20 protein-coding genes, 2 tRNA genes, 2 rRNA genes and 1 riboswitch (1 of these 25 cut by a window edge) are annotated in these 26,552 nt (G+C 43.7%); of the genes, 14 read left to right on the top strand and 10 right to left on the bottom strand.

The window, feature by feature from the left end; translation table 11 throughout:
* Positions 1–2: 2 nt before the first annotated feature.
* Entirely contained in the window at positions 3–3,230 is a 3,228-nt protein-coding gene (locus ACVBDU_RS22175) for a SusC/RagA family TonB-linked outer membrane protein (RefSeq protein WP_447181860.1), read from the bottom strand.
* A gap of 490 nt (positions 3,231–3,720) precedes the next feature.
* Between ACVBDU_RS22175 and ACVBDU_RS22170 the strand changes: the two genes are divergently transcribed.
* The 10 genes from ACVBDU_RS22170 to ACVBDU_RS22125 all read left to right on the top strand — a co-directional run bounded on the left by ACVBDU_RS22170 (position 3,721) and on the right by ACVBDU_RS22125 (position 13,405).
* Positions 3,721–5,922 (top strand): peptidase domain-containing ABC transporter, encoded by a 2,202-nt coding sequence (locus ACVBDU_RS22170; protein WP_447181859.1) that lies wholly within the window; start codon positions 3,721–3,723, stop codon positions 5,920–5,922.
* A gap of 33 nt (positions 5,923–5,955) precedes the next feature.
* Positions 5,956–7,275 carry an HlyD family secretion protein gene (locus ACVBDU_RS22165; protein WP_447181858.1) on the top strand — a complete coding sequence of 440 codons (1,320 nt, stop codon included), beginning with the start codon at positions 5,956–5,958 and terminating at the stop codon, positions 7,273–7,275.
* Between the two features lie 53 nt (positions 7,276–7,328).
* Positions 7,329–7,481, top strand: coding sequence for a hypothetical protein (locus ACVBDU_RS22160; protein ID WP_170164599.1), 153 nt, complete (start codon positions 7,329–7,331; stop codon positions 7,479–7,481).
* A gap of 215 nt (positions 7,482–7,696) precedes the next feature.
* The gene (locus ACVBDU_RS22155) at positions 7,697–7,852 is read left to right on the top strand and encodes a hypothetical protein (RefSeq protein WP_447181857.1); all 156 of its coding nucleotides are present in this window, start codon (positions 7,697–7,699) and stop codon (positions 7,850–7,852) included.
* A 108-nt stretch (positions 7,853–7,960) separates the two neighbouring features.
* Positions 7,961–8,131, top strand: coding sequence for a class I lanthipeptide (locus ACVBDU_RS22150; protein ID WP_447181856.1), 171 nt, complete (start codon positions 7,961–7,963; stop codon positions 8,129–8,131).
* A 15-nt stretch (positions 8,132–8,146) separates the two neighbouring features.
* On the top strand, positions 8,147–8,350 hold the full coding sequence (locus ACVBDU_RS22145) for a hypothetical protein (RefSeq protein ID WP_447181855.1): 204 nt from the start codon (positions 8,147–8,149) through the stop codon (positions 8,348–8,350).
* Between the two features lie 161 nt (positions 8,351–8,511).
* Complete coding sequence (locus tag ACVBDU_RS22140; RefSeq protein ID WP_447181854.1) at positions 8,512–8,775, top strand: hypothetical protein; 264 nt, start codon at positions 8,512–8,514, stop codon at positions 8,773–8,775.
* A 207-nt stretch (positions 8,776–8,982) separates the two neighbouring features.
* Entirely contained in the window at positions 8,983–10,191 is a 1,209-nt protein-coding gene (locus ACVBDU_RS22135) for a lanthionine synthetase C family protein (RefSeq protein WP_447181853.1), read from the top strand.
* Between the two features lie 63 nt (positions 10,192–10,254).
* The gene (locus tag ACVBDU_RS22130) at positions 10,255–12,498 is read left to right on the top strand and encodes a lantibiotic dehydratase family protein (RefSeq protein ID WP_447181852.1); all 2,244 of its coding nucleotides are present in this window, start codon (positions 10,255–10,257) and stop codon (positions 12,496–12,498) included.
* On the top strand, positions 12,488–13,405 hold the full coding sequence (locus tag ACVBDU_RS22125; RefSeq protein ID WP_447181851.1) for a thiopeptide-type bacteriocin biosynthesis protein: 918 nt from the start codon (positions 12,488–12,490) through the stop codon (positions 13,403–13,405). Before ACVBDU_RS22130 ends, ACVBDU_RS22125 begins: the two co-directional genes overlap by 11 nt.
* Positions 13,406–13,441: 36 nt before the next feature.
* On the opposite strand, the gene purE is transcribed toward ACVBDU_RS22125, so the two are convergent.
* The 9 genes from purE to thiS all read right to left on the bottom strand — a co-directional run bounded on the left by purE (position 13,442) and on the right by thiS (position 22,570).
* Complete coding sequence (purE, locus tag ACVBDU_RS22120; RefSeq protein WP_447181850.1) at positions 13,442–13,927, bottom strand: 5-(carboxyamino)imidazole ribonucleotide mutase; 486 nt, start codon at positions 13,925–13,927, stop codon at positions 13,442–13,444.
* Positions 13,928–14,006: 79 nt separating this feature from the next.
* Entirely contained in the window at positions 14,007–15,170 is a 1,164-nt protein-coding gene (locus ACVBDU_RS22115) for a 5-(carboxyamino)imidazole ribonucleotide synthase (protein ID WP_447181849.1), read from the bottom strand.
* A 44-nt stretch (positions 15,171–15,214) separates the two neighbouring features.
* The gene (moeB, locus tag ACVBDU_RS22110) at positions 15,215–16,312 is read right to left on the bottom strand and encodes a molybdopterin-synthase adenylyltransferase MoeB (RefSeq protein WP_447181848.1); all 1,098 of its coding nucleotides are present in this window, start codon (positions 16,310–16,312) and stop codon (positions 15,215–15,217) included.
* A gap of 64 nt (positions 16,313–16,376) precedes the next feature.
* Positions 16,377–17,543, bottom strand: coding sequence for a 2-iminoacetate synthase ThiH (thiH, locus tag ACVBDU_RS22105; RefSeq protein WP_447181847.1), 1,167 nt, complete (start codon positions 17,541–17,543; stop codon positions 16,377–16,379).
* Between the two features lie 26 nt (positions 17,544–17,569).
* Positions 17,570–18,343 (bottom strand): thiazole synthase, encoded by a 774-nt coding sequence (locus tag ACVBDU_RS22100; protein WP_447181902.1) that lies wholly within the window; start codon positions 18,341–18,343, stop codon positions 17,570–17,572.
* Between the two features lie 7 nt (positions 18,344–18,350).
* Positions 18,351–19,775: a thiamine phosphate synthase gene (locus ACVBDU_RS22095; RefSeq protein ID WP_447181846.1), complete on the bottom strand. Its 1,425-nt coding sequence runs from the start codon at positions 19,773–19,775 to the stop codon at positions 18,351–18,353.
* On the bottom strand, positions 19,772–20,413 hold the full coding sequence (locus tag ACVBDU_RS22090; protein ID WP_447181845.1) for a thiamine phosphate synthase: 642 nt from the start codon (positions 20,411–20,413) through the stop codon (positions 19,772–19,774). The genes ACVBDU_RS22095 and ACVBDU_RS22090 overlap by 4 nt, the downstream gene beginning before the upstream one ends.
* Positions 20,414–20,454: 41 nt before the next feature.
* Positions 20,455–22,290 carry a phosphomethylpyrimidine synthase ThiC gene (thiC, locus tag ACVBDU_RS22085; protein ID WP_447181844.1) on the bottom strand — a complete coding sequence of 612 codons (1,836 nt, stop codon included), beginning with the start codon at positions 22,288–22,290 and terminating at the stop codon, positions 20,455–20,457.
* Between the two features lie 46 nt (positions 22,291–22,336).
* On the bottom strand, positions 22,337–22,570 hold the full coding sequence (thiS, locus tag ACVBDU_RS22080; protein ID WP_447181843.1) for a sulfur carrier protein ThiS: 234 nt from the start codon (positions 22,568–22,570) through the stop codon (positions 22,337–22,339).
* A 99-nt stretch (positions 22,571–22,669) separates the two neighbouring features.
* Positions 22,670–22,797, bottom strand: a riboswitch (TPP riboswitch).
* A 798-nt stretch (positions 22,798–23,595) separates the two neighbouring features.
* Here thiS and ACVBDU_RS22075 point away from each other — a divergent pair.
* From ACVBDU_RS22075 to ACVBDU_RS22060, 4 genes are all read left to right on the top strand, one after another.
* A 16S ribosomal RNA gene (locus ACVBDU_RS22075) occupies positions 23,596–25,113 on the top strand.
* A 150-nt stretch (positions 25,114–25,263) separates the two neighbouring features.
* A tRNA-Ile gene (locus tag ACVBDU_RS22070) sits at positions 25,264–25,337 on the top strand.
* 247 nt (positions 25,338–25,584) lie between these two features.
* Positions 25,585–25,658, top strand: a tRNA-Ala gene (locus tag ACVBDU_RS22065).
* A 341-nt stretch (positions 25,659–25,999) separates the two neighbouring features.
* Positions 26,000–26,552 (top strand): 23S ribosomal RNA (locus tag ACVBDU_RS22060); it runs 2,278 nt beyond the window's last position.
* The 16S and 23S rRNA genes sit together here with 2 tRNA genes alongside, the layout of an rRNA operon.

The raw sequence follows: 26,552 nt of genomic DNA, 5'->3' as shown, positions 1-26,552 counted from the left end.
TTTTAAAAAGTTACTTTTATAGACATTCCGTATCTCCTGGAACTCGGCCCGTTCAGGAATTCAAGTCCGAATCCGTTTCCTACACCCGTTCCAACCGCGTCGGTATCGAAATTTGTACTGGAAGGAACTCCGAAGGCTTTGTACCAGAGATTCTGCCCGCTAAAAGTGATGTTTACGGTTCCGAAAGGTGTTTTTTCCAGCATTCTTTGCGGCAGGGAATATCCGAAAGATACTTCCCGAAGCCTTAAAATGCTACCGTCATATATCTGCAGTTCACTGGGGCCGAAAGCTATATTGGAAAAGTAAAAATCAGAGTTGTTTACCTGGATGTTATTGGTTGTGCCGTCTTCCTTTACCCCGGGAAGGATGAAAGTGTCTTCCCTGTCTTCGGTGTCTGTCACCAGCCCGCGCCCTACCAGGGCAGAAACGGTATTGGTGTAAATATCACCTCCGTGGCGGTATGCCCAGCTCATGCCGAGAGAGAAGTTTTTATACCGGAAGTTGTTGTTTATGTTCAGTCTCCAGTCCGGGTTAGGATCTCCTATTTCAAACAGACCGGCTTCTGCGATGTACATACCTCCGCTATCTACCATAAGGTTCCCGTTTTCGTCGCGTAGTACCCGGTTCCCCATAATTATACCATAGGGTCTTCCTTCAACGGCAAAGTTGCCAAGATCTGAGGTGCCCAGGGTGATGTTACTGTCCTGGGTAATACGAATGTTATCCGTATCGTTCCCCAGGTCCTTGACTGTGGTTTCATCTGTAGTGAAGTTCCCGGAGATCGTCCAGTTAAAACCTTCTCCTTCATTTCGGAATACAGCATAAGAAAGGTCTGCTTCAATACCTTTTACCTGCACTTCCCCGATATTGGTGAATGTGGAAGTATACCCGGTAGCGGGGTCCAGAGGACGACTGGTGATGAGGTCGGTAGTAGTTTTCTGGTATACGGACAGATCAAGGCTCACCCTGTTTTGTATGAACCTGGATTCGATACCCAATTCTATTTCGGATACTCTTTCGGGTTTCAGGCTGGTATTACCAAGTCCGTTGGCAACGGTATTGGAAGTAACCAGGGTGCCGTCAATGATAAATTCCCTGGTGTTGAGGTCCAGCCCGGAAAATATAGGATAATCTCCCGCAAAACCTGCAGAAGTACCATACCCGGCTCTTATTTTAAGGAAATTAAGTCCTTCGAAATTACTCCACCCTTCAAAAGCTGTGGTAGGGATAAAAGAAACGCTGGCACTCGGGTAGAAGATACTACGGTTTTCCGAGGCAAAGTTGGAGACCCAGTCATTACGGCCTACCAGGGTAAGGTACGCATAGTTTTTATAACCGAATTCCGCCTGTCCGTACATCCCGACAATATTTTGATCGGAATCGAATTGTATGGGAGTTTGCGATTCGAAATTATAATGTCTGAAGATGTTAAACACTTTCTGCTGATCGCTTTGTACACCCTGGCGGGAAAATTCGGTACGCCGTGCATTGGCGCCGACGTTAAAAGAGATATCGAGGTCTTCAGTGATGAGGTAATTACCATTCAGCTGAAAAGTATGGTCCCATGTCGTATTTTTATTATCGTAGGTGGTGTATCGGCCTAATAACGGACCTTCTGCACCTCCTTTGTTTTGCCCGCTTTCGTTTCGTTCCGTAAAGAAATCTATGGTTGTTCTCCAGAAAAAGTTAATGTTATCATTTATTTTATAGGAAACAGTTCCGTTTCCGTAGACCCTGTTGGTATATTGGTTCCCGAAAGCATTGGCAGCGGTCCACCTGGGGTTTTGAATGTCGTTTCCACCCCGGTAGTATACACTTCTTCCGTCGACAGGGCTTTGATAGGGAAGGTTCATAAGGTCTATACTGCGTGGTGTAAAGAACAAATGACCGAATACGGAAGAACTTTCTCCGAATGCTCCGTTACCTGCACTGGCTGCAACAGGAGGTGATATAAAATCTGTTCTGGAGTAGTTTAAAGTACCATTAACCGAAAAATTATTGGATAACTCTATTTTACCTCCCAGGCCGAAAGTGTTTCTTTTCAGGGAATTCCCCGGAGTAAAACCCTGGTCGTCCATATGGCCGAAATTGGCATTATAGGCCATTTTACCGTCCTCAGACTGGCCGCCGACGTTTACGGAAGTATTCAGTACGGTTCCCGTGCGGAAAAAATCTTTGACACCATCATAAGGTTGATAGCGATAGGGCACTCCTGCATATTCGGGGAAATGGGATGCGAGAACACTATTATTTTGAGTAGGGTTGTTTATTAGAGGAGTACCATCATTGTCAAAGCCCATAAAGGCACTACCAAAATCGTTGGGATTGGTGCTGGAAAAAGAAGGTCCCCAGTTGCTGAAGAACCACCCGAAAGCCTGGTCAAATCCCCCTCCGTACTTGTCCGTGTAATCGGGGAAGGAGGCAATTTCATTAAAGAAAACCGATTGGTTTACGGTGATTTCAAATTTTTTGTTAGCCGCTCCGGCAGCACCGTTCTTGGTAGTAATGAGGATAACCCCGTTTCTGCCGGCAGTACCGTAGAGAGCGGATGCCGCTAAACCTTTTAGAATAGAAATACTTTCAATGCTGTTGGGATCCAGGTCTATAAAACGGCTGGACCCGTTGTTACCATCCACAAAATCGCCCTGGGCATTGGTACCTGAGTTAAACGGTATTCCGTCAACAATAAAAAGTGGCTGGTTGCCCCCTGTAACGGAAGTATACCCCCGGATAATCATGTTAGTACCCGAACCGGACATTCCGTTGGTAGCATTAATCTGAACGCCGGAAGCCTGACCGTTTAGCACTCTTCCGAGGTCACCTTCCGCCTTTTGCTCCAGGTTTTCGGAACCCACGGTAGTCACCGCGTATCCCAGTGCTTTTTTCTCTCTTCGGATACCCTGGGAAGTAACAATCACTTCATCCAGGGCCTGGGCGCTTTCGGCCAATTGAACATTTATGGTGTTTCCCGTACCGATTGTACGTTCCGCATCCTGCTGACCTATATAGGTAAACAAGAGGGTTTGCCCGGCATTTGCCCGGATAGTGTAATTGCCGTCAAAATCAGTCTGGGTGCCGCTGGTAGTTCCCTTAACGACAATGTTTACCCCAGGGAGCGGCATGCCGTCCTGATCGGTAACTGTCCCCGAGATCGTTTTTTCCTGTGCATGAGAGAGGTGCACAGTAAACGCTAACAGCAGCGTTAAAATGATGCTGAACTTTGTTTTCATATTTTGTTATTATTTGAATTAGTTGTGGGTAAAATTCCAAAAACGGAATTACATATGCAAATAATATGTTAAATTAAGTTAATTTAGTATTTTATTTCTATACTTGTTAAAATAAAGAGAGAAAAATATCTAATGTTGTAAAATAAGTATGGTTACGTTGGGGATTTGATGTTTTGTGTGTAAGTGAATATTTCAGTTGATGAAAGAAATAGAACTGGATTTGAACTTACTTCTTAAGAAGAAGGCTTCGTGAAATTGTAATTCATCTCAAAAGAGATACTATGGCAGCATTAATTTGTGGATTTTAGTTTTAATGAGATAATAAGGTGTTTTATAGTGTTTTAATCGGGATTTTGTCTTATGAAAAAAATGACTTATCTCTATTGTTGTATTCTTTTAATACATACTTCTCTACTTTTTTTTATTTTAGTAAGCTGAACACAATTCCTTGCCCAACAAAAAAAGGAGTTCTACTTGCTAAAACCTATTTATGAATCTAAAGAAATTTCCGTTTTACAGGCAGCTGGATCAAATGGATTGCGGTCCTACCTGTCTTCGAATGATTGCCAGGTATCACGGAAGATCTTATGCTACCGATTTTCTGCGCCGGAAGGCAAATATTACACGGGAAGGAGTATCTCTCGGAGGAATTGCCGAGGCCGCCGAAAGTATCGGTTTTCACTCCCTGGCGGTAAGCATTGATTTCAAGACTTTGGAAGAAGAAGTGCCCCTGCCTTGTATTGCACATTGGAGACAGCGGCATTTTGTAGTTGTTTATGCTATAAAAAAAGGACAGGTATACGTTGCCGATCCGGCTCATGGACTTGTTAAATATGATAAAAGAGAATTTATATCCGGTTGGATAGGCAAAAATGCGGATATTGAAGATGAAGGCTACCTGCTTTTACTGGAACCGACACCCAATTTTTACGAAAGCGGAAGAGATGTAAAAACCGAGTATGGCTTTAAATTCCTGTTCTGGTATTTCAAACCGTATAAAAAGCATTTGACGCAGTTGATCCTGGGATTGGTAGTGGGGAGTTTGCTTCAGTTGATATTTCCCTTCCTTACCCAGGCCGTGGTAGACTACGGTATTAATTACCAGAATCTGAATTTTGTATATCTTGTTCTTGTCGCGCAGTTAACACTGTTTATTTCCCAAACCACGGTAGAACTTATTCGCGGATGGATACTTTTGCATGTAACCAGCAGGGTAAACATCAATCTTATTTCCGATTTTCTCATTAAACTGATGCGCCTGCCTATTGCGTTTTTCGATTCCAAGAACACAGGAGATATTATTCAGCGTATTTACGATCATAACCGGATACAGAATTTTTTGTCGACAACCACTTTAAATACTTTGTTCTCTGCTTTTAATGTGGTGATATTCGGGGTGATACTGGCGTATTACAACCTCAGTATATTTCTCGTTTTTCTGTTTGGGTCCATCTTTTATATAGGCTGGACTTTACTTTTTATGAAAAAACGGGCGGAGCTGGATTATAAGCGTTTCGATCAGTCTTCCGATAATCAGAGCAGCCTGTACCAGTTGATATCGGGGATGCAGGAAATAAAACTGAACGGATCGGAACGGCGAAGACGGTGGGAATGGGAGGCTATTCAGGTACGACTATTCAAGATATCCATAAAAGGTCTGTCACTATCTCAAACGCAGAATACCGGGGGACGCTTCCTGAACGAATTAAAAAATATCCTTATAACCTTCATAGCGGCAAAGTCGGTTATAGATGGGGACCTTACGCTGGGTATGATGCTGTCCGTTCAATATATAATAGGACAGTTGAATCTGCCTATTAATAACTTTATTACTTTCATCCAAAGTGGACAGGATGCTAAAATAAGTCTGGAGAGATTGGCCGAAATACATTCGAAAGAAGATGAAGAAGATCCGTTTGAAGACAATATAACGGACCTTCCGGAAAATAAGAGTATTAAGTTTCGGGATGTAAGTTTTCGGTACGGAGGGCAATCTTCCCCGTTGGTTCTGGATAACCTTAATTTTGAGATACCTGAAGGGAAGGTAACTGCGATTGTGGGGGCAAGCGGAAGCGGAAAAACCACACTGATTAAACTCCTTCTTAGATTTTACGAACCTTCCGAAGGCGTTATACAGGTCGGGAACGCCAGGTTAAAAAACCTGAACACCACAATTTGGAGAAGATCATGCGGTTCCGTAATGCAGGACGGTTTTCTGTTTGGCGATACCATAGCGCGGAATATAACGGAATCGGATTCGGAAGGTGTCATCAGCAAAGAAAGATTGATACACGCGGTTAGTGTGGCAAATATAGAGGATTTTGTGGAGGAACAGCCCTCGGGATATAATACCAAAATAGGCTCCAGTGGTGTAAATATCAGTGGCGGACAAAGGCAGCGTATTCTTATTGCCCGTTCCGTGTATAAAGATCCCAAATACATCTTTTTTGACGAAGCTACCAGTGCCCTGGACGCAAACAATGAAAAAACCATTATGGAAAACCTGGAAGAGTTTTACAAAGGGAAAACCGTGGTGGTGGTTGCACATCGGCTGAGTACCGTCAAAAACGCAGATCAGATCATAGTCCTGGAAAAAGGAAAAATAATAGAACAGGGAACACATAAAGAACTCGCGAAGAAAAAAGGAGCGTATTTTACCCTGGTAAAAAATCAGTTGGAACTGGGAGAGTAATATTGTGCCTTTCAAATCTGTTTGGAAATACCTATGAGCGAAACCAAAAATAAAAAGAAAAAGATCGATTTCCTGGACGAGCGTTCCGATCAGGTCCAGGAAATTCTGGGAGAAGCGCCCAATTGGATGATTAGCTGGGGCACCACAGTGGTTTTTATTATAGTTTTCGTTCTTATCGTCGGTAGTGCACTGATAAGCTATGACGACATAATTACGGCTCGTATAACCATCACAACCAAAACCCCTCCGGCATATATCCAGGCTAATAGTGGGGGAAAACTTACCGGCTTGTATGTTACGGCAGATCAGTCTGTGGAAGAAAATGAGATATTAGCGGAAGTGGAGAACACAGCCAGCCTGAGGGATGTTTATTGGTTGAAAAAAAGGCTTTCGGATTTTACTCCTGCATTAATTCCGCCGGATTCCATACCAAAGGTTTTTCCGCCCCATCTTCAATTGGGAAGTATCCGGCAGGCATATTCCAATTTTGCTTCCCAATATCAGAAATATGTCCTTTTTCACCTGCTGGAGCCGAATAAAAATGAAATTGTGGCAGCTACCCGGCAGATAGAAGAGCAGTATGACCTGTTGACAAAACAACAGAATCAGATGGATCTTTTTGCCCAGGAGTTGGCGTTTTCCGAGTCGGAATATGCACGTAATAAAGCATTGTTGGACAAAGGGGTTATCTCCCGTTCCGAATTCGAATCGATTTCCCGTGGATATCTTGCGGACAAACAACGATATGAAAATCTTAAAAGTTCCATATCCAATACACGTATTGCCATAGCTTCATTGAGTGGTAATAAAACACAATCTACCATCACAGGGGAGGAACTCACTTACAGTTACCAGCAAGACCTGGAAGGAGGACTCGAAACCCTGAAGAACGAAATACATAACTGGGAACTTACTTATGTATTAAAGAGCCCGATGAAAGGTAAAGTCTCTATGTTTGACATAAGGCATAAATACCAGAATGTCAAGGCAGGAGATGTTCTCTTCACCATAGTTCCGGAAGAAACAGATTCACTGATAGGACAGGTTACCATGCCGGTACAGAATTCCGGTAAAGTTAAAGTAGGACAGAAAGTGATTATAAAACTGGATAATTATCCTTACGAAGAATGGGGAGGGCTTAGCGGGAAAATTGTAGATATATCCGCTGTCCCAAAAAAAGGCGAAGCTATGTATTCTATTTATGTTAATGTAGGTAGCCTGGAAACCTCGTTTGATAAAAAACTGGAGTTCCGCCAGGAAATGCAGGGAAATGCAGAGATTATCACCGAAGAACTCAGTATACTACAGAGGATTTTTTATCAATTAACCAAAATATTTTCACGGAACACTTAAGGTTTGTTATTTTTTTTCTATATTGAAAGTCCAAATCTTAAATAGTAATTACCATGAAAAAAAGAAGTCTTAAATCGCTTAAGCTAAACAAGAAAACAATTTCTGGTTTCAATCCGGAAAAAGTAAAAGGAGGAGACTGGCCAACCTATGGCTGTGGAGATTCCTGGCCACCGGCATGTTCGGCCGCAAGACCTTGTATCGGTTAAACCGACCTTTAATTTCCCCGTTCCGGGGAGATTTTTTTATTTTATTTTTTGTGTTGCAGGAAGGAATAAAGAATTTCCATTCAGGATTTTCTTCTATGTAAAGGCCGTCCGGAATAGAATGGTATATTTTGTCATACCTCACAGGTATTTGGCAATATAACGCCGGGATATTTTTTACTTCGTCCTGCTTCCAACCGAACCCAAACACTTTTCCTATGAAAAAAAGAAGCTTAAAATCGCTCAAGCTCAACAAAAAGACGATTTCCGGTTTTACCCCCGAAAAATTAAAAGGCGGAGAAGACTGGACCAGTCCGGCTTGTACCGGTTCCTGGCCTCCGGAGTGTTCCGCGGCCCGGCCGTGTGTCGGCTAGGTCCCTTTGTTTTGCCGTACCCGATGTTTATCACGGGTGGTAAAAATGAAGATAAAGAGTAAAAATTTTGATTACTCCCTTACATATTAATTATAAAAATCAAGTATCATGAAAAAAAAGAATCTGAAAAATCTGAATCTGAACAAAACAGTGGTTAGTCGTCTGGACCGTAAAACCGCTGACGAAATTTTAGGAGGAGAAACCGGGATTAGTTGCGCAAGCTGCCCTGGGCCTACCCTGTCTTTAAAAGAGCCATGCCCCACAGTATGCAATAATTAAAAAGGCTCCACTCTTATGAAAAAAAGAACCCTAAAAACCCTGAAATTAAATAAACGTACGATATCCACACTCCATTCGGAGAATATCAAAGGAGGAGACTGGATAAGCTATGGTTGCGGATACACCTGGCAACCCGTTTGTAATCCCGCAACAATGAAGGTCTGTGATCCCATTACAGGAGATGGCAATTGCGGCGGGACTACCGGGGGATGCCCGTAAAGAAAATTGTTTTTGAATTTATAATGTTAAATATTACCACCTTGGGCCGAAACAATCCTGAGGTGGTTTTTGTTTTTAGCGTTAAATTGTAACAATTACAGTGTGTTTTTTGTTTAATTTTTATAAATTAGAAGATTCCTAACCAAAAACGAAGAAACATTATGAAAAAAAAGAGACTTACCGGAAAGTTGATCCTTAGAAAAGAAAATATTTCCAACCTGAATGCTATAAAAGGAGGATGGAAAACTGCAGTTGGTTGTAATACGGATGAATACGACACCTGTGCCACAAATGACTGTGGGACCGGAGGGTGTGGTACTGGCAATTGCGGAACAGGAGGATGTGTGACGGAGTATAACTGTACAACAGATGTACATCCCATAACAGACCCAATTCATTGCAGAACATGCGGTCCTTGTATGTAAGGATACATCTGAACCTTACCTATTAGATTCAAAGCTATATTTGATTTATTTCAATATAGCTTTGCTTATGTTTGGGTAATATCCTCTATGATATGATAAGGTTATACTTTTTACAGAGTTACGTTATCTGTCGTTAATCCTTAAGGTCGACTTACTATTTCGAGCAAAATGCCATGATCGATAAACTAACCTACATAATATGTATGCATGGAAGAACAACTTTTTCAAAACAAACTGAAGGAAATAAACCAAATTCTAGAAGAAAAATACAAAGAAAGTGATCAAACGGGAGTACTTGCCGGAATGGCCGGTATTGCCTTGTTTCATTTTTATTACGCTAAATATACGGACACTGATGAATTTGCCGATGCGGGTGTGGAAGTTCTTACCGACTGTATCGAACGCATTAACGACGGGTATGGATTTCCGACTTATTGTTCCGGTCTTGCCGGAACCGGGTGGACGCTCGACCACCTGGAACAGCAGGATTTTATGGATGCGGAAAGTGATGAATTACTTGCCGAGCTCGATCCGTATCTTCACAATGTTATGATTTCCGATATGAAAGACGGGAATTACGATTTTCTACATGGGGCATTGGGATATGGATTTTATTTTTTGAAACGATTTGAAAATACCAATTCCCCGGAACAAAAAAAGCGATATGAAAATTATCTTCTGGAGCTTGTAGCGAAATTAAAGGAACTTAGAGAAACGGAAGGAAATACCATAAAATGGCTTTCCGTTCTCTTTGCAGAGACGGGAGAAAAGGGATATAACCTGAGTTTATCGCATGGGATGTCCAGTATTATAAACTTTTTGTCCCGATTATATAAATATGAAGTATTCCGGATTGAGGTACGGGATATGCTGAAAGGAGGAACCGAATATATATTGAGTTGTAAGAATAAGGACCCCGATATCATTTCCCTGTTCCCCAGCTGGATCAGAGATGAGGATGAAGAAGACAGTGTAAGTCGTTTGGCATGGTGTTATGGAGATCTCGGGGTGGGTATTTCCTTATGGCAGGCATCCAAAAGTCTTCAGGATAAAGAATTAAGAGAGACCGCTTTGGAAATTCTCCGGCATTCGGCCAAAAGAACTTCCCCGGAGAGTCATATGGTAAAAGATGCGGGCTTATGTCACGGTTCTTATGGCAACGCCCAGATATTTAATCGCATGTATGCCGAAACCGGAGAAGAAATCTTCCGGGAAGCGGCGGTTTTCTGGATAGCCGATGGTCTTGAGAAAGCAATCCATGAGGATGGGTATGCCGGGTATAAGCAGTGGAAAGGACAGGACGGAGAATGGAAAGGAGAGATTAATCTCCTCGAAGGTATTGCCGGGATAGGGCTCAGTATTATCAGCCATTTGTCGGGAGACAACTCCTGGGATGAATGTTTGATGATAGGGTAATAACACACCCGGAAAAACAGAAAATCGTATTTTTAAATTACAATTAAGGCCAAAATCCGAACAATGAACAATAACCCATACCAAAACTTTCCCGGTTTTGTACTGCGAACACCGTTATTTCCTTTCAATTTTTATACAGACCTTACCGGAGAGGAAAGTATTCCCGATCAAAAATTAAAGGAGTTACTCAAAAACACGGTAATACGTGAAGCCGTGTTTCTGGCATCTCCACCACTCTATGAAGAATTATGCCGATGGGAAAAGGATGAAATAACCGATGAGAAGAAAAAAAATAAGCTGGTCTGCTCCTTTCTCAAATACCTGTCCCGCATGTCTTCGCGGTGCACGCCTTTCGGCCTTTTTGCAGGATGTAATGTAGGGGAGTTAGGTGAAACAACAACAATAGAACTTCAGGGATCAGGCAGAAATCAAAGACATACAAGACTGGACATGAATTACCTGGTAGCCTTGTCTCAGGATCTAGTGAAAAATCAGAATATCCGGGAGCAGTTACTGTTCTATCCCAATTCCAGTATTTATCGTGCGGGAGATCAATTGCGTTATATAGAATACAAGTATGTAAACAGTAAAAGACATCACCATATTGTGGCCGTTGACGATTCGGAATACCTTTCCGGAGTATTTGAAAAGGCGACTAAGGGAGCTCTGCTAAAAGATCTTGCCAAAACTCTTATTGACGATGAAATTACATATGAGGAGGCTGCCGGGTTCCTGGAAGAACTGGTGGAAAGCCAGCTTTTAATAAGTGAACTGGAGCCATCGGTTTCCGGGCCGGAGTTTTCAGAACAGATTAAAGGTGTGCTCGGAAGATTACAAGGTACGAAAGAGTTACTGAACATACTTGATGAGGTGGATTCCCGGATTGAAGAGCTGGATAAAGCTATAGGAAATCCTCCCGAAAAATATATAGAACTCAGTGAATTTCTGAAGCAACTGGGAACCGGTTTTGAACTGAAATATCTGTTCCAGACCGATATGATCATGAGAACGGAGAAAAATATTCTGGATACCTCCGTAGTGGATACGGTAAAAAAAGGAATAACCTTTCTCAATAAAATAACCCTCCCTCCCAAAAACACTTTGCTGGATCAATTCAAGACGGCCTTCTATGAGCGTTTTGAAGAGCGGGAGGTGCCTTTGTCAAAAGCATTGGATGTGGAAATAGGGATCGGTTATAAGCAGGACCAAGGAGCGGGAGATGTAAATCCGCTGGTAGATGACCTTGTGATCCCCGGAAAGAAAGCTAAGCACGAAGTTTCGGAGATTCGTTGGAGCGGGGTATACAGTATATTGCAAAAGAAATTGGTATATGCCATAGGACGGGGAGCATATTGTATTACGCTTCGGGATGAAGATTTTAAAGATTTTGAGGAGAACTGGCAGGATTTGCCGGATACTGTTTCCACCATGATAGAAATTGTCGAAGAAGATGGCAAAGAAAAATTCCGATTTAGTGGCGCGGGCGGTTCCAGTGCAGCTAATTTATTGGGACGTTTTTGTCATGGAGATGAAAAACTGAACGCGTACACACAGCAGATCATAAATACGGAAGCCAGTGTAAATAAAGACAGGATACTAGCCGAAGTAGTACATTTGCCCGAATCGAGGGTAGGCAATATACTGATGCGCCCGGCATTCAGAAAATATGAAATTCCCTATCTTGCCAAATCCGTGCTGCCGGAAGAAGGGCAATTGCCTATAGCGGATCTTCGTATTTCCGTAAAACTTGGAAGGAAGGTACAGTTGAGATCCGAAAAACTCGGAAAAGAAATAGTGCCACACCTTACAAATGCCCACAATTACAGCTCCAATTCCCTGCCTATTTATCATTTTCTATGTGATATGCAGACCCAGGGACTGCGATCGGGCGTAGGCTTTAACCTGGGGCCTTTTGCGGACGAATATGCTTTTATACCCCGTGTGGAATATAAAAACCTGATCCTCTCCGAAGCTACCTGGAACCTTAAAAAAGAAGATATAGAGCCTCTTAAAAAACAGGAAAAAGATGATGAGAAGTTAAAGAAAGCTACCGAAGAACTCTGTAAGGAAAGAAAAATTCCGCAATACGCTATGCTTACCGATGGGGATAATGAATTATTGATTAACTTTAATAACCTCACTTCGGTCCGGATGTTACTGGATACAGTCAGGAAGAGGGCAGGTTTTAAACTGACGGAATTTTTCTTTGCCAAAGAAGGAAAGATAAAAGACGGAAAGAAACATCATTATGCCAATCAGGTGGTACTTTCTTTTTATAATAATGAAAGATTGACAAATGGACAGTAAACCTACACAACGCAATTTTATTCTCGGCGATAGCTGGTTGTTTTATAAAATATACACCGGCCCCAAAACTTCCGATGTTGTCCTTACCGAAGCTATCCGGCCGATTGCCGGTAAACTTGTAAAAGAAGGAATTATAGACAAATGGTTTTTTATCCGCTACTCCGATCCTAAGCACCATCTCCGGGTTCGCTTTCACTGTAACACCCCGGAGAACATTGCCATAATAATCAACAGCCTCCTTCCTTTGCTCCGGGATTTTACAGATAAGGACCTGGTATGGAAAATACAAGCGGATGCATACAAGCGGGAACTGGAACGTTACGGAAATAATACTATGGAACTGGCGGAATCCCTGTTTTTTTACGACAGTGAAATGATAGCGGAATTTCTCAGTATGATAGAAGGAGACGAAGGGGAGGAGTTACGATGGCTGTTTTCCTTGCGTGCGATGGATTCCCTTTTGGATAGTTTTATGTACTCCGAAGAGGAAAAGCTCCATGTAATGAAAATGCTGAAAACAGGCTTTGGCGAAGAATTCGGGATGGGAAGGCCTTTGAAGAAACAACTGGATGGTAAATATCGCGAACAAAGGAAAAAAATAGATGAATTTATGGTGTTCCGGGCAGCAGACAATCCGGACTATGCCCCGATACTGGAAATATTAGAGCAGAAAAAAAAGTGTATTATCCCTGTAGTGCAGGGAATATTAAAGTATAACGAAGAGAAAACATTGGAAGTTCCGCTCAATGATCTGATGGGAAGCTACATTCATATGTTGATGAACCGCTTGTTTAAATCCAAAAACCGTATGCACGAAATGGTCTGTTATGATTTTCTGTATCGCTATTACCGGTCTTCCATAGCCAGAAAGCAGAAAACAGAGGTTGCTAAAAAGGTGCTGTCGTAAAACAAAAAAGGGCCTTTTTTAAGCCCTTTTGTTTTCTTATTGTTTGATGCTCTTGGCCCCTTCGATAACTTTACTCTTCAGCCCTTCCTTATAAACCAATACTTTGTCGAGGACGCATTTGTCACCGCTTCCTATGATCTGGGCTGCCAGTATTCCCGCATTTTTTGCACCGTTCAACGCTACAGTAGCAACAGGAACCCCTCCGGGCATTTGAAGGATAGACAGTACGGAATCCCAACCGTCAATAGAATTACTGCTCTTTACAGGCACCCCGATAACAGGCAGGGGGGAGAGAGCAGCAACCATTCCGGGAAGGTGTGCAGCACCGCCAGCACCTGCTATAATAACCGAAATTCCTCTTTCATGGGCGTTTTTCCCGAAATCGAACATTTTTTCCGGGGTCCTGTGCGCGGAAACAATATCCACTTCCACCTCAATATCAAAACCTTTTAAAATATCTATAGCGTCCTGCATTACTGGCAGGTCGCTCGTGCTTCCCATGATAACAGCTACTTTGCTCATTCGACTTGTTTTTTGTATTCCGGAAATCTGTCTGGTGACGAATGCTTTACCGAAATATAGTTAGATGATTTTTAATGTGCTAAAAAAGATCGTGGCTTACCACTTTTATAGTATCCTTCACTTTTTCAGCAATTTCCCTGGCCTTGTCAATGTCTTTGTTCACTATGGTAACATGCCCCATTTTCCGGAAAGGCCTGGTTTCTTTTTTGCCATAGATATGCGGGGTAACACCATCCATTTTCATAATGTCTTCTATATTCTGGTATTTCACCTTTCCCGTATATCCTTCTTCCCCGGTAAGGTTAACCATGATACCGCCTACTTTACTAGCCGTATTGCCCAAAGGTAATTCCAGGATGGCTCTTAAATGTTGTTCAAATTGGTTCGTATAACTGGCTTCGATACTGTAATGCCCGCTATTATGCGGACGTGGAGCAACTTCATTGACCAATATATCATTGTTTTGCGTCTGGAACATTTCCACCGCCAGAAGACCTACATGCTTATAGGCCTCGGAAACCCGTAAGGCTACCAGTTGTGCCTTTTCCGCAACTCGTGCATCTATCCTTGCCGGGCATATGACATATTCTACCTGGTTAGCCGTGGGGTGAAATTCCATTTCCACTACAGGATATGTCGTCACTTTACCTTTGGCATTCCTGGCAACAATAACGGCAAGTTCGTTTTTAAACGGGATCATTTCTTCCGTAATACATTCCACATTTGGAAGATCTTCCAGGTCGGAGTACGTGCGAACCACTTTTACACCTTTCCCGTCATAGCCAAATTGTGCGCTTTTCCAGACAAAAGGAAAACGGATACTCTCATTTTCAAGAGCAGTGAGGATTTCACTGGTATATGCAAACCTTGCAAACGGAGCTGTAGGGATATCGTGGTCCACATAAAATAATTTCTGTGTGGCCTTGTTTTGAATAATCTTTAGGGTGGCAGGGGAAGGAAAGACTTTTACTCCCTCTTTTTCCAGTTTTTCAAGAGCGCTGACGTTCACATTTTCAATTTCGAAAGTCAGCACGTCTACTTTCTTCCCGAATTCATAAACCGTATCGAAGTCCATAAGATCACCGGTTGCGAACTCATTGCAGGCAATTCGGCTGGGTGCATCGTCACTAGGGTCCAGAACACAAGTATATATGTCGTATTTCCGGGTTTCATATAACAACATTTTGCCCAGTTGCCCGCCACCGAGTATACCCAATTTAAAATCGGAAGAAAAGTAGTTCATCTATTTTGTGTTTGTATTTTCCTCCGCAAAAATAGTTATTTGTTTCAGTTTACGGAATTCGGCACCGAATTAAGTCCGCCCTGAAGACTTGAAACCTGTTCAGAAGGATGTTCACGGGAGTACCATTGCGCGGCCTGTAAACTCCGTACACCACTCTGGCAGTAAAACACAATATGCTTGTTTTTAGGTATGTTCGGGAATCTCCCGGTTAATTCATTCAGTGGGATATGCAAATCGGTATATTCAGGGAAAAGGGTGCCGATCTTCGAAATTTCCCGCTCCTCTTTTGTTCGGACATCAATAATAACCAGGTTTTCCGGGATACTTTTTGTAATATCCCTAATGGTAATTTCAGGTACAATGCCGTTTTCATTAATACAGGCATATTCCATATCGTAAAGTCCTTCGGGAATTTCAAAGACATTTTTCCGGAACTGTAGCACACGTGTCTGCATGGTCAGGCAGTCAATGGTAAACAGCTTTCCGCTTAACACTTCTCCGATACCGCAGATAATTTTTATGACTTCATTGGCCTGTATAGTGCCTACAATACCAGGTAAAACACCGAGAACGCCTATTTCCGAACAATTAGGAGCAGTCCCTGGTGGTGGCGGATCAGGGAAAAGACAGCGATAAGTAGGCCCGTCCTGGTAATTAAACACAGACACTTGCCCCTCGAATTTAAATATGGAACCGAAAACTACCGGTTTGTTACAGATCACAGCAGCATCATTGACGAGATAACGGGTGGGAAAGTTGTCCGATCCGTCTACAATAATATCATAGGAGGAAAACAATTCCAGCGCATTTTCTTTAGTGAGTGCAGTCGGATAAGGGGTTATTCCGATATGAGGATTTAATCCGGATAATTTTTCCGAAGCAGTAACGGCTTTGTTTAGTCCAACATCACTTACCGTAAACAAAACCTGGCGGTGGAGGTTGGAAAGATCTACCGTATCGTGGTCTATAATGCCTATATGTCCCACACCCGCCGCAGTGAGATAGGGGAGTATGGCAGAACCTAATCCGCCGGCACCTATTACCAGGACCCTGGATTCTTTTAATCTGGCCTGTCCTTCTTTCCCGATCTCCTTCAGGATGAGTTGCCTGTGGTATTGTTCTTTTTCGGCTGTGGAAAACATAAACTCTATTCGATATATTTACAAATTTACATAATTCAATATAGTAAAGGAGAACTGGTTTATGTTAATACCCCTTTTCCCAATCCTTCCATACCACTTCGTACTCTTGGCTTCTGATCATACCGGCTATTTCTTCCGTACTTCTCTCATCAGAAATTTCGAATTGTTCCAACGATTGCGGGTCTACCACATAACCTCCGGGATTGGTTTTGGATTCCGCACTGATGGAATTTATTCCCAGCTTGATGATATTGTTTCTGAAATTCATGTTTTCCCTTGTGGAAAGAGAAAGTTCCACATCTTCGTCCAGCATTCGGTAAGCGAAAATAAGTTGGGCGAGGTCAGAATCCGTCATAATGACTTTAGGTTCCAGTCCTCCAGAATGCGGGCGTAATCGTGGAAAGGAAATGGAATATCGTGTTTTCCAATATTTTTTTTGCAGGTATTTGAGATGGAGTGCGGTAAAAAAACTGTCCGTTCTCCAGTCTTCCAGCCCGAACAGTGCACCGAGCCCTGTTTTGTATATACCGGCTTTCCCCAGACGGTCAGGAGTGTCCAGGCGATATTGAAAATTCGATTTTTTACCCTTCGGATGGTGGATTTTATAACATTCCTCGTGATATGTTTCCTGGTAGACTAATACGGCATAAAGACCTTCTTCTATCAGTTCCCGGTATTCTTCCGTATCCAGAGGCTGCACTTCAATACTGATATTGGAAAAGTACGGACGGATCAGCCGGATGGCATTTTTCAGGTAAGGTACTCCCACGGTTTTGTTAGCTTCCCCGGTAACGAGTAATATGTGGTCATACCCTTTACTCTTCAGAAAACCTGCTTCCCGGAGTATTTCTTCATCTGTCAAGGTCCTCCGGGGGATTTTGTTGGTAAGGCTGAACCCGCAATAGGTGCAGATGTTCTGGCATTCGTTAGACAGGTACATGGGTGCATACATCTGTATCACTTTTCCGAAACGGCGTTGTGTGATTTGCATACTCTCCCCGGCCATTTGTTCCAGGAAAGGTTTGGCGGCAGGAGAAATAAGGGCTTTGAAATCCTCCAGGTTTCGTCGGGTCTTGTGTAGTGCCTCCTGAACTTCCGATGCGGTTTTCGAATAGATTTCTGCTTCTATATCTTTCCATTGGTATTTCCGGAAGATATCATAGAAAAGGTTCTCCTCTGTTTCGCTTCCGGATGGAACCGTGTTTTTACTGTTTTTGAGTGTTACGGACATATTCTTTTACTTCCTGAAGTTTGTAATTATTCGGTAAGAAACGAGGTTAAAGGACTGCTTGCCTCTGCCTGTGGTCTTATCTGGGCTAACCTGGCATTATAAGCAATTCTTCCCGCCTGAATGGCCAGTTTAAAAGCATGTGCCATGGCTATGGGATCTCCTGCGACTGCAATGGCGGTGTTGACCAATACGGCATCTGCTCCGATCTCCATAGCGGCGGCGGCATGGGAAGGGCTTCCTATTCCAGCATCCACAATTACCGGTACATTACTTTGTTCTATGATGATCTCCAGGAAATCCAGAGTTTTTAATCCTTTGTTACTGCCTATCGGGGCACCTAATGGCATAACACATTGAGATCCTACTTCTTCAAGACGTTTGCACAATACCGGGTCAGCATGAATATAAGGCATAACAATAAACCCCTGTTTTACCAGTTCTTCTGCCGCCAGGAGGGTTTCTATCGGGTCGGGCAACAGGTATTTCGGGTCCGGATGGATTTCCAGTTTAATCCAGTTGGTTTCCAGGGCCTCCCTTGCCAGTTGCGCGGCAAATACAGCTTCTTTGGCCGTTCGTACCCCCGAGGTGTTGGGCAACAGGTTTATTCCTGTTTCCAGGAGAGAAGTGTGTATGTCTTCTGACTTGTCTTCGGGGTTTACCCTTTTCAGGGCAACCGTGGCAAGTTCACTTTCCGAAGCCAAAACAGCTTCCCTCATCAGACTTGCGGAACTGAATTTTCCCGTGCCTATAAAAAGACGGGATGTGAATTCTCTTTCTGCTATAATTAATGTGTCATTCATCATATTGTTATTTTTTGACGGAGGCGGAAACCGTGCCGGTATTGTTCGTTGTTCTTTGAAAATAATCCTGTAGGGTAGCAATGGTCTTTTCCAGATCGAAGCTTTTATTTCCGTTGTCCTTTTGTGTTAAAAGTCCGGAAACAGCTATTCCGGCAATTCCTGTTTTCAGGATGGGAACAATATCTTCCCTGGTGATTCCTCCTATGGCTATAATGGGAATATCTATTTTCTTTAGCTTTACTTCTTCCATAATACGGGAATATCCTTCGACACCCAGCACCGGGCTGAGGTTTTTCTTTGTAGTGGTGAACCGGAAAGGACCCAGGCCTATATAATCTACTTTTTCACGAGCCAGTTCCTCTATATCCTCTATAGTATTTGCTGTCCCCCCGATAATAAAACCAGGGCCGAGGATTTTCCGGGCTGCTCCCGGCGGCAGATCATTTTTTCCTAAGTGTACACCGTCCGCTCCCGTAGCTTTGGCAACAGATACATGGTCGTCGATAAGTAACTTGGCGTCATATTGTTTGCATATATCCAGGGCCTGAAAGGCTGTTTTCAAGACATCCCTTTCCGTATAATCTTTCATCCGAAGCTGTATCCATTTACCGCCGGACAGGCAAACATTCCGTATATGCTCCAGGTGCTCATCCGGAGTTTGTCCCTGGGAAATATATTGCAAAGACAGCCTTCCCGGTTTTGTTTCCTGCAAACCGTCAAGAAGAAAACGATATGTGTATTCTTTGGCAAGTTCACATGATTTTTCCAGGGAATATCCCTGCGCGAGATAGGTGGCTATAGCTGTAGAAAGCACACATCCGCTTCCGTGCCGGTCGATGTTGAGAATTTCCCTGGGCGGAAATTCCTGGGAAAGGGAATCTTTTCTGTACAGGATATCCGTGCCCCTGCGCTCATCCCGGTGCCCTCCCTTTAAGAACAGATGGCAACGGGAAGATATTTCGGCAATGGTCTCAGCAATATTCCGGCTTCCGGAAAGAACTTTGATCTCATCATAATTCGGGGTAATGAGGTAACATTGTTCCAGGATTTCGTATAATTCCGTAAGTTTTATACTATCGTGAAACGCGTAGCCACTGCCGGATTTTAAAACAGGGTCCCAGATAATGCGTATACCAGGATTTTTATATTGCAGAAGACCGAGGATCTTATGCATAATCTCCATATTCTCCACAATACCGATTTTGGCAACCTGTACCGGGTAACTATCCATAAGCAATTCCAGTTGCTCCAGGATAAGTCCCGTGTCTGTCCAGATACATTTTTTGAATGTAAGATCGTTCTGTACCGTTAGTGCTGTGCAAACACTCAGTCCTTTACCCCCCAGGTTTTGTACAGTTTCGATATCTGCTGTCATCCCTGCACCGCCACAGGAGTCATGTCCTGCGATAGTAAGTATATAAGGCTTCATCATTGTCTTACGGGTTCTATACTTTTCATATTAATAATATCCGGCGCTGTTTCCGGAAACTGAGAAAAAGCCTTTACCGGGTTTTTGGCATGCCATATATAGCCCAGGACGGCGGCCCCGGAAAATCCGGTTTTCGATATGTCGGAAATATTCCCGGGAGTAATTCCTCCCAGGGCTATAACCGGGAATGATATTCTTTCCCCGGAGATATCAAAACAACGTCCTTTATACCCCGCTTTGGAAATACTGTCAAAAACGGGGCTTAAAAAGGCATAATTGAAGGGATGTTCCCCATAGGATCTCAAAATTTCCAAAGAATGGAAAGATGTGCTTACGGAGAACCCCTCATTCCGGTACTTGTCCGGTAATGTTTCAATATCTTCCTTACCGTTTTCCCGTATTCCTTCCGGAAGATGTATTCCTTTCACATGGTAATCCCGCCTGAGTTCATAATGACTATGAATAACAATTCCCGGATGGTATATCTCCGGTATGTTGTTCAGAAAACCGGCCATTTCTTTCCTGTTCATTTCCGGTTTCCGGAGGTGAAGCACGGCCAGCCCCTTTTGAAACATGCGGATGATATCCGGTGTGTCGTCCGGGGAAGTTTCCGGTTTGGTTATTACAATGAGTCCGGACATATGGTTAGCTTTTCTTTCGTTTTATCCATGGCGTATGAAGATTATAAATAGATTTCACTCCCTTTATCCGTGAATTCTTTGGCTTTTTCTTTCATGCCATCCGTGATTTTCTGCTCTTCCAGGTCACGTATTTCCTGGGATATTTTCATCGAGCAGAATTTCGGGCCGCACATGGAGCAGAAGTGGGCAACCTTGGCGCCTTCGGCGGGCAGGGTTTCATCGTGGAATTCACGGGCGGTATCCGGGTCGAGCGACAGGTTGAACTGATCTTCCCAGCGGAATTCAAACCTGGCTTTACTCAGGGCATCGTCCCTGTATTGCGCTCCGGGATGTCCTTTGGCCAGGTCCGCAGCATGGGCGGCTATCTTATAGGTAATAACCCCGGTTTTTACGTCCTCTTTATTAGGAAGTCCGAGGTGCTCCTTGGGAGTTACATAACACAACATGGCCGTGCCGTACCAACCGATCATAGCTGCGCCAATGCCGGAGGTGATGTGGTCATATCCCGGAGCTATATCGGTCGTAAGCGGCCCGAGTGTATAAAAAGGAGCCTCTCCGCAAGCGCTGAGTTGCTTGTCCATATTTTCTTTTATCATATGCATCGGTACATGTCCCGGTCCTTCGATGATGGTCTGCACGTCGTGCTTCCATGCTATTTTGGTTAATTCCCCCAGGGTTTCCAGTTCGGCAAACTGGGCTTCGTCATTAGCATCCGCAAGGCTTCCGGGACGCAGACCGTCCCCGAGAGAGAAAGACACATCGTAAGCCTTCATGATCTCGCATATTTCCTCGAAATGTGTATATAAGAAACTTTCCTTATGATGTGCAAGACACCATTTTGCCATAATAGAGCCTCCCCTGGAAACTATACCGGTTACCCGTTTGGCGGTCATAGGGATATAGCGCAGCAATACCCCGGCGTGAATGGTAAAATAGTCTACTCCCTGTTCGGCCTGTTCTATTAGAGTGTCCCGGAAGATGTCCCAGGTAAGGTCCTCGGCTATTCCGTTAACTTTTTCCAGGGCCTGGTAGATGGGAACGGTACCTATGGGAACAGGGGAATTACGAAGTATCCATTCGCGGGTTTCGTGTATGTTTTTCCCGGTAGAAAGGTCCATAATAGTATCGGCGCCCCAGCGACAGGCCCATACGGCTTTTTCCACTTCCTCCTCTATATTGGAGGTTACGGCAGAATTACCGATGTTGGCATTTATTTTAACGAGGAAGTTACGCCCTATGATCATTGGCTCGCTTTCCGGGTGGTTTATGTTGTTGGGGATAACGGCCCTTCCTTTGGCTACTTCGTCTCTTACAAATTCCGGAGTGATGACTTTCGGGATTGCGGCCCCCCAGCTATTTCCAGGATGTTGTTGCGAGAGTTGCTGTATTTCCTGTAATTTCTGGTTTTCCCGTATGGCTATGAATTCCATTTCCGGGGTAATGATCCCCTTTTTGGCATAATGCATCTGGGTTACATTTTGTCCTGTTCTGGCGCATAAGGGTTTCCGGATATGTTTAAAGCGAAGGGTCTCAAGATCGGTATTATAAAGTCTTTTATTGGAATATGCCGAACTGAACTCCGGCAATTGTTCCACGTCACCTCTGGAAGCAATCCATTGGCTGCGCACCGGAGGTATGCCTTTTTCCACATCGATAGTCATGGAAGGATCGGTAAAAGGCCCGCTGGTATCATATACGGTTACCGGCGGATTGCTTTCCGTGGCTCCGGTAAGAGAGTGTTTGGAATCGCTCAGGGTTATTTCCCGCATCGGAATGCGGATATCGGGATATAAGGTCCCGGGAACATATACTTTTCTGGAGTTAGGCAAAGGAGTCCTGGTGATGATCTGTTTGCCCGGTGTTTTGTCTTTTTTCATTGGAAAGTTTTTAAGTTATACGGAATAAAGAGGAATGATAATGCAATTATCCTCCCTGGGTCGCTTTGATGATGAGAATATCCTGCTTGTCGGACAAGATGTAGTTTGTCCATTGTTTTTGCGGGATGATTTCTCTGGAAAATTCTTCTTGGGAGGATGTGGTCAGGGCTATGGCAATACCTTGTGGCGGAATGGCCATGTGTCGGATGAGGTCTGCAATAGTGCTTTGCAGAGCTAAAGAAACAGCTTTGTCGTTTACATTTACCGTTATTGTTTCCATACTTTTTGTTTTAAAGTTTCAGGAACAATAGGAAATGCTTCTGTAAGGTAAGAATATGTGAAAACAAAATCCGGGCAACGGATTTCTCTTTTTCAGAAAGTACAATATTCGCCTTTTCCCTTCGCCGGTATTATCCGGATCAGGTTCCGAGGGTATTTCTCAGCCTTATCTCCCAACCCGTTATATTGTATCCGGGCGTGGAGTGTAAAGCACCCCTAAAGTTCTTGTTACAAAGGTATATAAAAATTATGGGGATAAAAAAGTATGTAACCTATATATTAGGGCAGACACATCGCACGGAGAAAGTTAAAGAGTATTCGGATATTTAAGTGTACAGGTAAGAGATGGATAACTCACAAACCCGAATACGGGCACACTTGCATGCGGACAACCGGGAATGTAAATATTTTAAGAAGCGTTTGCCTTGACCTATTATATAACAGGAAGCAGAGATACGATGCCCCCTGTGTAACCGTTTTCGGGATTTGGAGGGAGCCGGATGTATGATATTAAGAGCAGGGAAGAGCGGAAAAATAAGAAATGTTATTCCTAACTAATTCATCTTCAATATAGATGTAAAAAAGGGGTAAAAAGGTTTAAAAATATTTGGATTTGGCAGGGAAGTCGTTTTATATTTGCACCCGCTTTGAAGGAGATGGTTTGGTAGTAAGAAAGCGGAAAAAGTTCTTTTAAAAAATGTTGTAAAAAGTTTGTGAGTTTGAAAAAACGGATTACTTTTGCAGCCGCTTTGAACAGGAGAGATGATGAGGGATGAAGCGGAAAGTTCTTTAAAAAAAGTAGGCAAAAAAGTTGGTGAGTTTAAAAAAACGTTTTACTTTTGCAGCCGCTTTATTAGAGAGCGAAAAGATAAGAAGAATTTAGGAAAGTTCCTTGAAATATTGTTGACAGCACTAAGGATAAAATTTACGAGAGTAAGTTTTGATCATTAGGAAGATTTAAGCAAAATTATTTTGAGTAGGAAATGCTTTATGTATCGGATGTTCTAAATAGATATTTAAGAATAAACGATGAAGAGTTTGATCCTGGCTCAGGATGAACGCTAGCGGCAGGCCTAACACATGCAAGTCGAGGGGTATAAGGAGCTTGCTCCTTAGAGACCGGCGCACGGGTGCGTAACGCGTATGCAATCTACCTTATGCAGGGGAATAGCCCGAAGAAATTTGGATTAATGCCCCATGGTATATAGAATAGGCATCTATTTTATCTTAAAGTTGAGGCGGCATAAGATGAGCATGCGTCCCATTAGCTAGTTGGTATGGTAACGGCATACCAAGGCAACGATGGGTAGGGGTCCTGAGAGGGAGATCCCCCACACTGGTACTGAGACACGGACCAGACTCCTACGGGAGGCAGCAGTGAGGAATATTGGACAATGGTCGGGAGACTGATCCAGCCATGCCGCGTGCAGGAAGACTGCCCTATGGGTTGTAAACTGCTTTTCTACGAGAAGAATAAGAGGTACGCGTACCTTGATGACGGTATCGTAGGAATAAGCACCGGCTAACTCCGTGCCAGCAGCCGCGGTAATACGGAGGGTGCAAGCGTTATCCGGAATCATTGGGTTTAAAGGGTCCGTAGGCGGGCTGTTAAGTCAGGGGTGAAAGTTTGCCGCTTAACGGTAAAATTGCCTTTGATACTGGCGGTCTTGAATATGTGTGAAGTGATTAGAATATGTAGTGTAGCGGTGAAATGCATAGATATTACATAGAATACCGATTGCGAAGGCAGGTCACTAACACATCATTGACGCTGATGGACGAAAGCGTGGGTAGCGAACAGGATTAGATACCCTGGTAGTCCACGCCGTAAACGATGGATACTAGCTGTTGGTTCGCAAGGATCAGTGGCTAAGCGAAAGTGATAAGTATCCCACCTGGGGAGTACGTTCGCAAGAATGAAACTCAAAGGAATTGACGGGGGCCCGCACAAGCGGTGGAGCATGTGGTTTAATTCGATGATACGCGAGGAACCTTACCAAGGCTTAAATGTGGATTGACGTAATTGGAAACAGTTATTTCTTCGGACAATTCACAAGGTGCTGCATGGTTGTCGTCAGCTCGTGCCGTGAGGTGTCAGGTTAAGTCCTATAACGAGCGCAACCCCTGTGGTTAGTTACCAGCGAGTAATGTCGGGGACTCTAACCAGACTGCCGGTGCAAACCGTGAGGAAGGTGGGGATGACGTCAAATCATCACGGCCCTTACGTCTTGGGCTACACACGTGCTACAATGGTCGGTACAGAGAGCAGCCACTGGGTGACCAGGCGCGAATCTATAAAACCGATCACAGTTCGGATCGGAGTCTGCAACTCGACTCCGTGAAGCTGGAATCGCTAGTAATCGGATATCAGCCATGATCCGGTGAATACGTTCCCGGGCCTTGTACACACCGCCCGTCAAGCCATGGAAGCTGGGGGTACCTGAAGTCGGTGACCGCAAGGAGCTGCCTAGGGTAAAACTGGTAACTGGGGCTAAGTCGTAACAAGGTAGCCGTACCGGAAGGTGCGGCTGGAACACCTCCTTTCTAGAGAAACGGGATGTTCGATACGAGCGAATTTGAAAGGAATAATTTTGCTTATGCTGTCAATAAAAAAAAGCAATTGCAGGTTGCATGTTGCAAGTTACAGGTTGAAAAAGTCTGTAAGAGGTAGCGGAGACTTGTAATTTTAGAGACAGTCTCGTAGCTCAGCTGGTTAGAGCGCTACACTGATAATGTAGAGGTCGGCAGTTCGAGCCTGCCCGAGACTACAAGTCGAGGGAGGAGAGAGGTTTATCCTGGTCCCGATAGTTATCGGGATATCGAAGGGAGCCTGCCCGAGACTACGGGAAATTAGCGGTACGGAGATAGAAGTAGGAAGTTAGAAGTAGGACTGCGTATCGGTGCCACGTTTTTTTAGCGCGGTAAAGAAAGTTCATAGATTATATATTGTTAGGAAATTCTGGAAGTTGAGAATTCTACATTCAAGATTCTGAGTTCGACATTCGGGATTCAAGAGGGGAATTAGCTCAGCTGGCTAGAGCGCCTGCCTTGCACGCAGGAGGTCATCGGTTCGACTCCGATATTCTCCACATAAGAGATGAAAGTTCATATAAGATTGAAGGAAATCAGCCATTAGGGGCTGGATCGTCCCGACATGCAGTCGGGAAGGTCATCGGTTCGACTCCGATATTCTCCACGAGGCCAAAGGTCGAAGCAGCATAAGTGCAAACACTTATCTGTGACGACTTGCCGAAAAGTTCATTGACATATTGAGATAAAGCAAATACGAGCAAGATGAAAATCTTGTAGATAGAATTAAAGTAAAAGAGCAAATTAGAATTTGGATTTGAGAGTGTAGGGATTAGGAGTATAGGAGTATTTAATATATTCTAAGGTCTAATATCTGTCTTCTCATATCTGATTAAAGGTATTATAAGTTATGTAAGGGCGTATGGGGAATGCCTAGGCTCTCAGAGGCGAAGAAGGACGTGATAAGCTGCGAAAAGCTGCGGGGATCGGCACATACGAATTGATCCGCAGATATCCGAATGGGGCAACCCACTATACTGAAGGTATAGTATCCCGATATTTATCGGGAGGCGAACGCGGGGAACTGAAACATCTAAGTACCCGTAGGAGAAGAAAACAAGAGTGATTCCGTAAGTAGTGGCGAGCGAACGCGGAGCAGCCCAAACCATAGTTGTTACGGCAATTATGGGGTAGTAGGACTGCGATATTGATTGTACGCTGAATTAGAAACCTTTGGAAAGAGGTACCGTAGAGGGTGATAGTCCCGTATAGGTAAGGTTGTATAAATCATAGCAGTATCCTGAGTAGCGCGGGGCACGTGAAACCCTGTGTGAATCTGGCGGGACCATCCGCTAAGGCTAAATACTCCTGAGAGACCGATAGTGAACCAGTACCGTGAGGGAAAGGTGAAAAGAACCCTGAATAAGGGAGTGAAATAGATCCTGAAACCATAC

It is taken from the genome of Sinomicrobium endophyticum (assembly GCF_052983315.1).
This window is presented reverse-complemented; position numbering and strand designations above follow the sequence as displayed.